Annotated in this window: 11 protein-coding genes and 1 pseudogene; 7 read left to right on the top strand and 5 right to left on the bottom strand. The window is 59.5% G+C overall.

All coding sequences use genetic code 11. The features are described 5' to 3' along the window. Positions 1-49: 49 nt before the first annotated feature. From NCS02_RS29410 to NCS02_RS29385, 6 genes are all read left to right on the top strand, one after another. Positions 50-1,120, top strand: coding sequence for a 2,3-butanediol dehydrogenase (locus NCS02_RS29410; protein WP_250523411.1), 1,071 nt, complete (start codon positions 50-52; stop codon positions 1,118-1,120). Positions 1,121-1,124: 4 nt separating this feature from the next. Then, positions 1,125-2,033 carry an NAD(P)-dependent oxidoreductase gene (locus NCS02_RS29405; RefSeq protein ID WP_284504444.1) on the top strand — a complete coding sequence of 303 codons (909 nt, stop codon included), beginning with the start codon at positions 1,125-1,127 and terminating at the stop codon, positions 2,031-2,033. A 30-nt stretch (positions 2,034-2,063) separates the two neighbouring features. Further along, positions 2,064-2,348 (top strand): YciI family protein, encoded by a 285-nt coding sequence (locus tag NCS02_RS29400; protein ID WP_250523409.1) that lies wholly within the window; start codon positions 2,064-2,066, stop codon positions 2,346-2,348. A gap of 22 nt (positions 2,349-2,370) precedes the next feature. Then, positions 2,371-3,234 carry an intradiol ring-cleavage dioxygenase gene (locus tag NCS02_RS29395; RefSeq protein ID WP_250523408.1) on the top strand — a complete coding sequence of 288 codons (864 nt, stop codon included), beginning with the start codon at positions 2,371-2,373 and terminating at the stop codon, positions 3,232-3,234. After that, positions 3,231-4,310, top strand: a complete 1,080-nt coding sequence (locus NCS02_RS29390; RefSeq protein WP_250523407.1) for a maleylacetate reductase — start codon at positions 3,231-3,233, stop codon at positions 4,308-4,310. The genes NCS02_RS29395 and NCS02_RS29390 overlap by 4 nt, the downstream gene beginning before the upstream one ends. 73 nt (positions 4,311-4,383) lie before the next feature. Then, the gene (locus NCS02_RS29385) at positions 4,384-5,484 is read left to right on the top strand and encodes an SDR family oxidoreductase (protein WP_250523406.1); all 1,101 of its coding nucleotides are present in this window, start codon (positions 4,384-4,386) and stop codon (positions 5,482-5,484) included. A 401-nt stretch (positions 5,485-5,885) separates the two neighbouring features. Here the strand turns inward: NCS02_RS29385 and NCS02_RS29380 are convergent, their stop codons facing one another. The 3 genes from NCS02_RS29380 to NCS02_RS29370 form a co-directional block, all read right to left on the bottom strand. Continuing rightward, entirely contained in the window at positions 5,886-7,607 is a 1,722-nt protein-coding gene (locus NCS02_RS29380; RefSeq protein ID WP_250523405.1) for a methyl-accepting chemotaxis protein, read from the bottom strand. A gap of 818 nt (positions 7,608-8,425) precedes the next feature. After that, positions 8,426-9,595, bottom strand: coding sequence for a porin (locus tag NCS02_RS29375; protein ID WP_502800911.1), 1,170 nt, complete (start codon positions 9,593-9,595; stop codon positions 8,426-8,428). 242 nt (positions 9,596-9,837) lie between these two features. After that, positions 9,838-10,143, bottom strand: a complete 306-nt coding sequence (locus NCS02_RS29370; protein WP_284504443.1) for a DUF4148 domain-containing protein — start codon at positions 10,141-10,143, stop codon at positions 9,838-9,840. Positions 10,144-10,467: 324 nt separating this feature from the next. Here NCS02_RS29370 and NCS02_RS36635 point away from each other — a divergent pair. Next, positions 10,468-10,968: pseudogene (locus NCS02_RS36635) on the top strand (transposase); the annotation flags it as partial. A gap of 518 nt (positions 10,969-11,486) precedes the next feature. Here the strand turns inward: NCS02_RS36635 and NCS02_RS29360 are convergent. Then, positions 11,487-12,221 carry an SDR family NAD(P)-dependent oxidoreductase gene (locus NCS02_RS29360; RefSeq protein ID WP_284504454.1) on the bottom strand — a complete coding sequence of 245 codons (735 nt, stop codon included), beginning with the start codon at positions 12,219-12,221 and terminating at the stop codon, positions 11,487-11,489. 129 nt (positions 12,222-12,350) lie between these two features. Further along, on the bottom strand, positions 12,351-13,012 hold a 662-nt coding region (locus NCS02_RS29355; RefSeq protein ID WP_250523403.1), incomplete at its 5' end, for an aminotransferase class I/II-fold pyridoxal phosphate-dependent enzyme.

Below are 13,012 nucleotides of genomic sequence, written 5' to 3'. Positions count from 1 at the left end.
GATCCATACGAGGCCATTCGAAATGGCCCGTCTAACCAAGGAGTCGAATATGAGAGCAGTGCGTTTTCACTGTGCGCACGATATCCGGGTCGAAAACGTACCCGACCCGATGAGCATGGGCGCGAGCCAGATGATCGTCAAACCGCTGTGGTGCGGCATCTGCGGCACCGATCTGCACGAGTATCAGGCGGGTCCCATCGTCGTGCCGACCGAGCCGCATGCATTGACGGGAGCAAAAGCGCCTCAGGTTCTGGGTCATGAGTTCAGTGCGGAGGTCGTCGAAGTCGGCAAGGACGTGAAGAACGTGCAGCGCGGCGACCGTATCTCGGTGATGCCGCTCGCGTCGTGTGGTCAGTGCTATTACTGCGCGCGCGGCATGCGCCATCTCTGCACGAAGATGGGTTGCGTCGGGCTCAGCTGGGACGGCGGCGGTATGGCCGAATACACAGTGCTCAACGACTATCACGCGAACCGTCTGCCAGACACCGTCAGCGACGAGCAGGGTGCGCTGATCGAGCCAGCGGCCGTCGCACTGTATGCCGTGGACCGGGGTGGCGCCACGGTCGGCTCGACGGTGCTGATTACAGGGGCGGGTCCGATTGGCGTGCTTGCTGCCCTCGCCTGTCACGCAGCGGGAGCCACGAAGATCTTCGTCAGCGAACCCAACGCGGCGCGCGCCGCGAAGATGGCCGGCTTCGGCGTCACGACTCAAATCTTCGATCCCTCCGACGGCGACCTGCCGCAGAAGATTCGCGACTTGACGGAAGGCGTGGGCGTCGACGTTGCGATTGAATGCGCGGGCAACCAGCATGCGCTGAACGCCTGCGTCGATGCCGTGCGTTCGGCGGGCGCCGTGGTCCAGGCAGGTCTGCACGTCGGCACAGCAAGGGTCGACCCAATGAAATGGTCGCTGAAGGACATTCGAATCGAGGGAACGTGGTGTTACCCCGTGACCATCTGGCCGCGCATCATTGGCATGATTGCGAACGGCAAATTTCCGGTGGAAAAGCTCATCCACGACCTGATCGATGCCGACGATGTCGTCGGAAAAGGCTTTGACGTGCTGAGCGACAAAGGCAGCGACAAGATGAAAATTCTCATCAATCCCCAGCTACGGTGACGACATGCCCCAAACGCAAGAGAAACACAACGCACAACAGATCGGCTGGATCGGCCTCGGCAAGATGGGCGCGCCAATCCTGCGCAATCTTCTCGCCGCGGGCTTCGACGTGACCGTCTATGACGTCGACCCAGCGCGCATTGACGAGGCGGTTCGGCTTGGCGCCCGCGGCGCCGAGGACCTCGCCAGCGTCGCGCGTTCGGTCCCGCTCGTGTTCTCGATCATCCCCGACGACGCCGTATTGCGTAAGGTCGCGCTCGGCGCACACAGTGTGATCAAAAACGCACCCGACGGCGCGGTCTATATCGACATGAGCACAGTCTCGCCGACAGCGTCGGGTGAAGTTCGCGACGCGGCGCGCGAGCGCGGAATTGGCTATATTTGCGCGCCCGTCTCGGGCAGCACCGTCCTTGCAGAGAAGGCGCAGCTCACCGTGTTCGCATCCGGCCCGCGAGACGCGTACAGCGGCGCGTTGCCCGTCTTCCAAGCCATGTCGGCACGCCAGTACTACGTCGGCGAGGACCAGCAGGCACGTTATCTGAAGCTCGCCATCAATCATTTGGTCGGCTCGACGGCCGTGCTGCTGGCTGAAGCGCTGACGCTCGGCACAAAGGGCGGCCTCGACTGGGCCGAGATGCTTGAGGTGATCGGCGATAGCGTCGCGGCGTCCCCGCTCGTCAAATACAAACTCGATCCGCTGAAGAAGCGCGACTTTTCCCCGGCCTTCTCATCGCGACAAATGCTCAAGGACATGTCGCTCGTGGTCGACGCGGGCGCGCAGGCCGGCGTGCCGATGACAGCGGCGGCGCTCGTGCGCGAGCAGTTCGCGCGCTACGGAGAGGGCGACGGCGCGGATCTGGACTTCTTCTCCATCGTGCGCGCTGTCGAAGCGCAAGCCGGGATTTGCCGCTGAATTCTTTTCTCACCTCATTCAGGAGTTGCGATGCACTACACCGTCTACTGCCTCGACCATGACAATATGGTCGAACGCCGTCTTGCCCATTACGAACAACACAAGGCTTATCTGGCCACCTCGCCCGTCAAGATGGTCATGTCGGGCCCGCTGCTGGCGGGCGACCAGGAAACGATGATTGGCAGCTTCTTTCTCTTCGAGGCGGACGAGATCGGCGAGGTGATGCGCTTTAACAGCAACGATCCGTTTAACGAAGCGGGGATCTGGCGCAGCGTGGATATCCGTCCTTTCCTCAAGCGCGTCGACAACCGCTAGTCATATCCAACTCAATCGATTCATGCGAAACCTCGACGAGAACACCATCACGGATGCGGTACTTGCCCGCCACGAGCATACAGCCGATGAGCGGCTCAAGGCGATCGTCACGAGCCTAGTGCGGCATCTGCACGCCTTCGCTCGCGAAGTCGGTCTGACCGAACGCGAATGGGAAGCCGGCATCCGCTTTCTGACCGACGTCGGCCATGTCACGGACGAGCGCCGTCAGGAGTTCATTCTGCTGTCGGATACGCTGGGCCTGTCGATGCTCGTGACGGCAATGGCGCATCACAAGCCCGATGGCTGCACGGAAGCAACCGTCTTTGGCCCGTTTTTCGTCGAGAATGCGCCGGAATACCGTAACGGCGAGGACGTCGCCAACGGCGCGCGCGGCGAACCGTGCTTCGTGTCGGGTGTGGTGCGCGGCCAGGGCGGGGAGCCGGTGAGCGGCGCGCGCATCGAAGTCTGGCAGGCGGATGCCGATGGTTTCTACGACGTCCAGACAGGCGACGCGGAGACGCATCGCGCAAGAGGTGTGCTGCATAGCCTCGCCGATGGCCGCTATCACTTTCGGTCGATCGTGGCAGAGCCCTATCCCATTCCGCACGATGGTCCGGTCGGACGCATGCTCAAGGCGCTGGCGCGTCATCCCTGGCGTCCGGCACATCTGCATTTCATGATCACGGCGCCCGGATATGACCGACTCGTCACGCACGTGTTCCGGGACGGCGATCGTTATCTGGACTCGGACGCGGTATTCGGCGTGCGTTCGTCACTGATCGCGCCCTGGATCCATCACGATTGCGGCACGGCGCCCGACGGCACGGTGATGACGACGCCATTCAGCACGCTCTCGTTCGACTTCGTCCTGAGTCAATCCTCATGATTTCCTTTACCTACACCAGCCGGCCCGGCCGCATTGTCTTCGGCATAGGGGCGATCGAGCGCCTCGCCGATGAGCTGGACGAACTGGGCATCCGGCGTGCGCTCGTGCTGTGCACGCCCGAGCAGCGCTTTCTTGCTGATCGCGTGCGCAAGCTCGCAGGCGAGCGCTGCGCCGACATATTCGATCGGGCCGTCATGCATATACCCGTCGAAACCGCGCGCGAGGGCGTCGCTGCGGCGCTCTCAGCGGGTGCGGATGGACTTGTCGCAGCAGGCGGCGGCTCGACGCTCGGACTGGCGAAAGCCATTGCGCTCGAAACCTCTTTGCCGATTCTCGCGATTCCTACCACGTATGCCGGCTCCGAGGTCACGCCTATCTACGGCATGACGTCAGCGAGCGAGAAGAAAACCGGCAAGAGCTATCGCGTGCTACCGCGCACCGTAATCTACGATCCGTGCCTCACCCTGACCTTGCCCGCGTCGCTCTCGGCGACGAGTGGGCTCAACGCGATTGCACATGCGGCCGAGGGGCTCTATGCGCAAGATGCCAATCCCGTGATGTCGCTGTTCGCCGAAGAAGGCATTCGCAGCCTCGCGAAAGCCTTGCCGCGTATCGTCAGGCAACCGGACGATACTGCGGCACGCGAAGCCGCCCAGTATGGTGCGTGGTTGTGCGGAACCGTACTCGGGAGTGTCGGCATGGCGCTGCATCACAAGCTTTGTCACACGCTCGGCGGAATGTTTAATCTGCCGCATGCGGAGACCCATGCGGTCATGCTGCCCTATTCGATGGCATTCAATCTGCCCTCCGCACCAGACGCACGGGAACGGCTGTGCAAGGCACTGGAAACGCCAGAACCCGCGGCAGCGCTGCATGACCTTGGCCGCTCGATCGATGCCCCCGCGTCTCTCCGCGCCCTAGGCCTTCGTTTGACCGACATCGATGCCGCCGCCACGGCGGCAATGCTGGCTCCCTACTACAACCCCAGACCACTATCGCATGCAGCGGTGCATCGCCTGCTGATATGTGCTTTCGACGGCAAACGGCCCGACAGCCGGACCTTTCCTATCGTGTAGTCCGCTTCCGCTGGCGAAAGCGCGCATCCGCAGGTTCTTCCTGCCAACACTGTTACTCTCGACATCGATCTTCATGAACAAACGGGCACTCATCATCGGCGCGACGGGCATCGTCGGCGGTAATCTCGCGCAACATCTGCTGGCATCCGGAGGCTGGCACGTAACGGGTCTGTCGCGCGGACGCACGAAAGTGCCCGATGGCGTCGAATCCATCACGGCGGATCTCACCTCCTCGGAATCCGTTATGGATGCGCTGCAAGGGCGGCATTTCACTCACGTGTACTTCACCGCGTGGTCGCGACAGGCTACCGAGCGCGAGAACATTGAAGTGAACGGCGCAATGGTCCGCCACGTGCTGGATGCGCTGGGTCCATCCGGCAAGCTCGAACACGCCACGCTCGTCACGGGTTTGAAGCATTATCTGGGGCCTTTTGAAGCTTATGCGCAAGGCAACGTTCCGATCACGCCGTTTCGCGAGGAACAAGGCCGGCAACCCGTTGATAACTTCTACTACGAGCAGGAAGACCGGTTGTTCGAGGCCGCGCGTCAGTATAACTTCGGCTGGAGCGTGCATCGACCGCATACGATCATCGGTTTCGCGCTTGGCAACGCCATGAACATGGGCGTCACGCTCGCTGTTTACGCAACGCTGTGCAAGGAAACGGGGCAGCCGTTCGTGTTTCCGGGCTCGGCGGCGCAATGGAACAGTCTCACCGATATGACTGACGCACGACTGCTCGCGCGGCATCTCGAGTGGGCATCCACTACACCCGCCGCGCGCAACCAGGACTTCAACGTCGTCAACGGCGACGTGTTCCGGTGGAAATGGATGTGGTCCCAGATCGCGCAGTATTTCGGCATCCAGCCCGCGCCTTTCGACGGTGAGACGCGTCCGCTCGAACATCGCATGCAGGATGCGGGCAAGCAGTGGGCGGATATCGCGCGCCGCTACCAATTGAAGGAAGCGGAAATCGACAAGCTCGTGTCGTGGTGGCATACGGATGCCGACCTGGGGCGGCCGATGGAAGTGCTGACCGATATGACCAAGAGCCGTAAAGCCGGTTTCCTTGATTACAAGTCGACGCGAGATGCGTTTTTCGCGCTCTTCGACCGTTTGAGGCGGGAACGGATCATTCCTTCTCGGACGTTTGTTCCCAAGAGGGGCGGTACGTGATGCGCTGGCTGGCACCAGTCACCCGAGATTTGCCGCGGTCCGCCCCACCGGTGTCTCGCGGCAAATCATGCCGGATTGTCACTGTCAGCTAAGAGCAATTGACGCCTCGCGAAGGTTGCGACTTGCCGGGACCCTTGCGCGCATCTTTTGCTGCACCATTGACCTTGGAGCGTTGCAGCCTGTGATCCGGCGCCAAGGCGACCGGCATGGCGGCTTCCCAAGCTCCAGGAAACGCCGCGTACGGGCGCAAGGTTTGAAGGGCTTTTCCTACTTCGTACGTGTATCGAGCATAATCGGCGGCCCGGCTTCTTGATGCTCCGGAGGCTTTGCGCGCGCCTTTGCACGGTGGACAGGTCCGTTTCTCTGCAGTAACGGCGCCGCCGCCTGGCGATGCTGATGTATCAAGACCTCTCCCAAGAAGTTACCTCTCGAACGTTGGCCGTCGCGCGACGGTAAGCGCTTCGCACGTTCGGAATCGAATCGTGCTCCGCAAATGGCCTTGTTGTTGATGCCGCTCCAAGCAAGGATAGACGTGCGATTGAGTCAACGTGGGAAGAAACAGTTTGCGGCAACACGTGCCTCACCTTAAACATTGACACTTCGTTTCGAAGCGACGTTGCTTGTTCGTCAAGCGATTGGGCAGCAGCGGCAGCTTGCTCCACAAGTGCGGCGTTCTGCTGAGTGACTTCGTCCATTTGGCTCACAGCTTGGCTGATCTGGCCGATACCGGTCTCTTGCTCCTTTGAGGCGGCGGCGATAGCTTCGACGATACCGGACACCTGCTCAATCGCTTCCTTAACGCGGCTCATCGTCGCGCCGACCTCACGAGTGCGCTCTGAACCTTCTTGTATCGTGGCTGCCGACGACTCAATGAGACCTTTGATTTCCCGAGCTGCAGTGGAGGAACGCTGGGCTAGCGATCGGACATCGCTTGCAACAACGGCGAAGCCTCGACCATCCTCTCCCGCTCTAGCCGCTTCTACGGAGGCGTTCAACGCGAGAATGTTTGTCTGAAAGGCAATACTCTCAATGACGCTCGTGATCTCGGAGATTTTGCCCGAGCTATGGCTAATGTCACGCATCGTCTGAACCATGGCGATAACGGCCCGATTCCCGTCGTCAGCAAGGCTGCTCGTGTTGCCTGCTAATAAGCTCGCGCGACGCGCGTTAGCTGCATTCTCTTTCGCCGTTTCGCTGATGTGGATCATGCTCGACGCCGTTTCCTCGAGCGAGGCAGCTTGTTCCTCGGTCCGCGAGGAGAGGTTAACGTTCCCGCTTGCGATTTCTCGCGACGCGATTTGGACTGCGTCAGCGGCCTGACGCACGGACGCGATGACCTGAGAGACCTGGTTCTGCAACGCGTTGAAGGCCTCGGCTGTCTCCCCGACCTCGTCCATACGCTCGATCCGCACTTCGTTTGTCAAGTCGAGAGTCTCCCGAGCGTTGGTTAAAGTCGCTTGAATGCCCTTGAGACTGTGGACAATCGAACGTTGCAGACGCAATGCCAGAGCGCCGCTGATGATCGTCCCGACCGCTATAATTCCCAGAAGAGTCAGCAACGCGGTCTTGTAGGCCTCGCGATTCTCTTCGCGAAGGAGTTCTCCACCCTTCACCTTCCTCGCAATATGTTGCTCGATAGCTGTCTGAATGGCCAAGCTCGCCATTCGGACGGAACCGCCGTCGTCTAACATGGCCAATGCGCCTTCGATGTTCCCGCCTGAGTATGCCGAGATGAAACTTTGCTGCTGCGTGACGAAAGCTGCGACCTTCGCTCGCTCGTCATCTAGCAGAGTTCTCTCCACGCTATCACTTAGATCATCACGTTCGAACTTGTCGAGCGCCACATTCAGAGACTGCACGTTGTCCGCAATCTGCGTTTCGATTGTCTTCTTGGCCGCTGCATCGCGCTGAAGCGCCCAGCGCATCAGCAACACACGGTTCTTGTAAATATGTGAAATAGCGGCATTCAAGTCATCGACAGACCCTGTAATTTTTTCTTGAAAGTCTTCAAATCGTTGCTGCGCTTGCTTTAGCTCCTCGAGGCCCGCAGTTCCAACCAAGATGAGAGAAAGTGTCGTGATGGCGAGCGCTACCGCCAGCCATCTGGAGATTGTCATGTTCATTGTTTGCTTGGTGTATTCGCGGCGAACAAGCACGTGATTGGCTAAGTCCGAGCGGTATCACTTGTTACCTCGGGTTGCCTCTGCGTAAAAGCGCTGCTGACCATCGTCGTCGAGTTGCGTCAATACCGATTTTGTCTTCTCAGTGATGAGGCGCTCGATCATCTCGGTAATGCTGCATCCGAAATGCGCAGCTAATCGCTCAACGCTTCTCTTTGTAGAAATTGCTACGATGCAACTTATCCGTTCATATTCACCCCCAATGCCGAGGCGAGACCTGCGATATCTCTCCTGTCGTTCAGAATTCGAAAGCGCCATCAATACCCTCTCGATTGCAAATTGCCTCTCTGGCGGTCAGCCCAACGAACAATCTGTTCACAGACACGATTGATTACGACAGGACGCCGATTAGGTTTAGTTCTTCGTTGCGTTAGGCAGTAACGCAGAGCAGAGTCATTCATGATGCTCTCAACGCTTTGCGCGGCTGTGGAAATTAAAAGCCGCTTTACTGGGGAATGACGGCTCCGCAAAGTACCGACGGCAGATCGTAGCTTCGCAAAGCTAACAGCCTGATGAGGAAGAACGCGTCGTGCCGACGCACAGCGGAGGGACTCGTCTTGCGACCTAATGCGGTTGCCGCCTATAAATGTAGAGGAGAGCTGCTTGTCGTCGCAAAACTCCGCCACGAGTCCATGACTAGTAGTGCACATCTGAATTCGCACGTCAAAGCGAAAAAGCCCGCCATGCCCCATATCCGTGGCAATGGCGGGAATAACGCCGCTATACGATGCGGCTTGGCCCCTCTCGAACTCGCAGTGCATTCAGAATCGATGACGTAGACCCACGCGTCCGACAGTCTGCTGCCGGCTCGACGATGGCGAGACGCCGGCTATACTGGCTACGGCGACGGCTCCCGTCGAGTCGTGCCCATTGGCCGTCTGATACTGGAGAGCCGCATAAAGATCAGTGCGCCTTGACACCGTATAGTCCATGCCTGCACTCAGTTGGCTATAGTTGGCGCCTCCGACGGAATCCGATACGTGGCTACTGTGTAGATAGTTATATGCAATTCCTCCCAGCAGCCTCGGGGAGAAGTGATATTGCAGGTTGGCTTCGAAGTCGTTGAAAATGGCAGAGGTGTTACCGAGCGCAGGAATGCTAGAGAAGCGGACATTGGAGTAGTTCGCGCCAATTATCGCGTCGCCCAATGTGTAGAGCGCCCCAGCACCGATTACGTTGTATGCGCTTGCACCCGCATAGCCGCTCAAGACCGGGGTCCCTGTCAAACCATTAGAAGTGGGCGTGTCGCTCGGGTTGCTCCCAAACAGTGATGTCGCCGGGTTGCGCGCCTGCAGGTAGGCGACGCCCAATGTAACCGGGCCGGCCCGGTAGCCGCTGCCGAGCGAGAAAACCTGATTGCGCGCGACTGAACCTGCAACGCCGCCCAAACTGTACATGCCGCCGAACGTTAGCCCACCGTAGTCGTTGCTGGTGTACTTGACAGCATTGTTGGTTCGGCGACTGTTGTTGAAGTTATCAAGGTCCGCCGGATGTGCGCTATGACCAGTTCCGACGTTTGAATCGCCGAATTCAAGCTTGCCGACATAGTCGATCACGCTGTCGTACTGGCGGCCGAGCGTAACGGTACCCAACTGCTTGCTTTCAATGCCGACGAACGCCTGCCGACCGAATAGAGCGCCACCCTGCCCAAGTCGGCCATTGTTCAGTTCGAACCCGTTCTCAAGTTGGAACAACGCGGCCAGTCCGCCGCCCAAATCTTCCCGTCCTTTTAGCCCCCATCGCGAACTGTTAAGTCCGCTGGTCGCGTCCAGCCGGAACTGCCTGCCACCAGGAGCGCCGCCCGACGTTGTAGCGTTGCTGATCCCTTCAAAACCTTCGTCGATGAGGCCATATAAGGTCACACTTCCCTGGGCGTTAGCCAGCGTCGCGATAGGCATCGCGGCAGCAAAGATAATGAGCATTCGTTTCACGTGTCAGATCTCCTGGAAAATTTCTAGTTCAATTTGAGTAGGCGTCGCGTTCCTACCGAGACAGGTTGCAAAGTCGGCTTACGCTTAGTGATCCTATTTATGTACACCTGGTCATGACGTTGCGGGATGGAGGAGCGACAATTCGTAAATCGCCGGACGCCGGGCGAAAGTTACAAACGATACGTGATCCGTCAGGCGCGGGATAAGCAAGCGTTAGTTCACTGTTTAAGCATCGACGCCGCTCACTGCAGGGCACTACTAGGAGCAGGCAACGGCGACGTTACCGAGGATTGTGAGACGCTGGTTCCAGCCGCCGCGCGGGCCCACTTGCTTGCACTATCGGCGGCTGCGACACGCGCCTCTGCAGCCTGAATGTCAGCAGGATAGTTGAAGTCGTCACCGTGACCGGGACTATAGCCGGCCTGCTCGAGGCGAATCAGCTCAGCGCGGACCTGGGCACGGGTTAATCCGTCGGCCGAAGCATTACTGGCTGCGCAAAATACTCCGAAGATGGCGAAAAGGGTGCACATCAGATAAGACCGTTTCATAACGATGTCCTCTTTATGATCGGAGCGAGTAGCCGCGTCCGAGTTGACGGCTAGCGAGGTCCGAATCTCCGGTAGTGGCGACCGGACTGGAGCCGTGACAAAGGGTAGATCGACGTATCTCGCATGGAAGTTACAAGCCGAACGCCGTGTGGTGCTCGACCTCGTTTGCACTCGCGGCCGCAGAGCGGCGCGGCATTGCAACCGACCTCCGTCGGACGTGGTGATATGCGATTGGGGGTCTGAGGCGGCAAGTCGAAAGTCATCGATTCGCCGCATATCGCGCGATGTGCGACAAGGAGCTGCGGGAGGGCAACGCTGGCCAAGTTCGCGCATCAGCCGTTAGAGGAAGCGTATCCGTATCTGATCGTCGATGCGCGCTATGAGAAGGTGCGCGAACCGGGCGTGATTGTTCGCAGGCGGTGCGGATTGCCATCGGCATCAACTGGGAAGGCTACCGGCAGGTGCTGGCTGTGGAACTGGTCACAGCGAAAGCCAGTCGAGCTGGAAAGAGTTCCTTCTGGCACTATAGAATCGTGGCCTGCCAGGCGTCGAGTTCGTCGCCTCGGACGACCACGCGGGGCTGAAGAAGGCGATCGGTGAGGTGCTGACCGAAGCTTGTCTTCCAGCCACGTTTCATACGTTTCACTGTATAACGCCCTGACTAAGCGCAGACACGCGGCGTCGTATTGGGAGGAAGGCAACGTTGCCAAGACGCTGACGTTCTACCGGCTGCCTCGTCGCGTCACAAGCACCTGAATTTCACCAACATGCTCGAGCGCTTGAACGAAGAGATTAAAGCGGCGTACGCGTATTGGGAGGATCTTCTTGCGCGCTGCTGCATAGCGGCGGGCGGCGTTCGGCGCTGCGGGCGACGCCCTCCGCACCGCACGCCGCACAGAGAGGGATCAACTGAAACCACCGCCATCCGGTCTCCTGTACACTTTGACGCGCACAACTCCGCTGCTCACATCGGACTGCTAGAATCCCCGAGATTTGAATCATTGCAAATCAATAGACCAGCGACCCAGGATGAGGTAGTAATTGAGCGTTGTCTGGCGGGATGGATGCATCAGCCCAGCCTTCATCCCAGCGGTTAATCGCGCGTTCATTGGCTGAAGCTCGTGACGCACCTTAGTGCCGGCCGAGTCTATGCAGAGATTCCGTTGGAGAGCCGCGCGCATGGTCTCGGTATTCGGCAGTGGATCAGGCGTTCCGATGGGGGCTCGATAAGTCTGCCAGGCTTTACTTCCCACGCGCCTCCGTTCCTCGACGCGCTTGTCAATCATCAGGGCCGACAGGGGTTCCATGCATTTACTGGCGGAAACCGCTTTATTTGATTCGGCTCACAGGGCAGAATGGTCTTTCACCGCATCTTCGAGCGCAGCTTTGAGCGCAGCTAGACGGTCGTCCACTGCCGCGGGATTATCGCGGTTCAGCGCAATCATCTGGGCCCGTAGCTCGCCGCCGCGGATTACCTCAAACGCATTCGTCTCAATGCCTTCGACGATCGCGGCGGCGACGGCCGCTGCAGGTTCCCGGGAGAAGCCAAGCTCGGGCCCGGCCCGGTTCGTTTTCATCATCGGCGTGTCCGTGCCTCCTGGATAAACGGTCAACACATGAATACCCTCTCCCTTGAGTTCGCGCCGCAAAGCCTCACCGAAATGGGCAACACCGGCCTTAGCAGCGGCGTAGGTCGCGTAGAACGGTGCGCCGACTAGGGCAATCCCGGAGGAAATGTTCACGATCAGCGCGTCACCGCTCGCACGCAGCGATGGGAGGGATGCACGCGTCAATAGGATGGGTGACACCAAGTTCACATCGATCATGGCCTGCAGTTCGACTTCAGGCGTGTCCTCCAGGCGTCCGGCTCTTACACGACCCGCATTGTTTACCAGAATGTCGAGGCCACCCAGCACGGTCACGGCGTACTCTAGCGTCGTTGCGCGGCCTTCAGGGCTTGCTGCGTCCGCGGCTACGCCCCAGACCGTTGAAGCCTCTCCCTGAAGCTGCCGCACAGCGTCCGCCAACGCGTCAGGCCGTCGTCCGCTGATTACCACCTTTGCGCCCTTCGCGAGCAGGACGTGGGGTGGTCGTCCTTTTCGTGCAGGAAATGGCGGTTAGCTCTGAAAAATCTCGAAAGATCAATAACTTGCAATTGCAGCGCCTACGCGAAATCCCGAGAGTGTCAAAGCCTTGCTGCAGGCGGCTCAGCGCCCTTGAACCGCCATTTTTTGCACGGAAAGTACACTTACCCCATGGTGCGCGAAGAAGGCGTCTAGCACGCCCAGATTCGCGCGGATGATCGAAACATTGCGTTCGATAAGCGCATCAGTGTGGCGCACTGCAATCGCCGACAGATACTCGCTCGGCGCGCTGTTGCTGATGGTGAGATAGTCCTTGAACGTGCTCACGCGTTCGAGCACTTGCGCGCTCTTCGTCGCGATCCAGCCGAGGCGCAGGCCGGCGAGCCCGTGCGTCTTCGAGAGCGCACCGAGTGAAATCGCGCGCTCGTACACATCGCATGCGGCGGGCAGACGATCCGCGCGATCATGTTCGAGCCCGCGATATACCTCGTCGCTGAATAGCCACAGTCCATGCTCGCGCGCGAACGCGACGATCGCATCGAACACGTCGCGCGACGGCAGATAACCGGTCGGATTGTGCGGCAAGCACATCACGAGCGCGCGTGTGGCCGGCGTGACGAGCGTTTCGAGTTCCGCCGGATCGAGCGACCAGCCCGCTTCTTCGCGCGCCTTCCACGGCGCAACGCTCACGCCCAGCGCCTCGGCCAACGTGTAATGCGACTGATAGCCCGGCATATGCACGATCATGTGATCGCCTGGCGCGAGCATCGTGTTCATGAACGAAT

The sequence above is a fragment of the Caballeronia sp. NCF2 genome (genome assembly GCF_023631205.1).
In the GTDB taxonomy this organism is placed as follows: Bacteria; Pseudomonadota; Gammaproteobacteria; order Burkholderiales; family Burkholderiaceae; genus Caballeronia; species Caballeronia zhejiangensis.
Note: the sequence above shows the minus strand (reverse complement) of the source record. Positions and strands in the feature narration are given on the sequence as shown.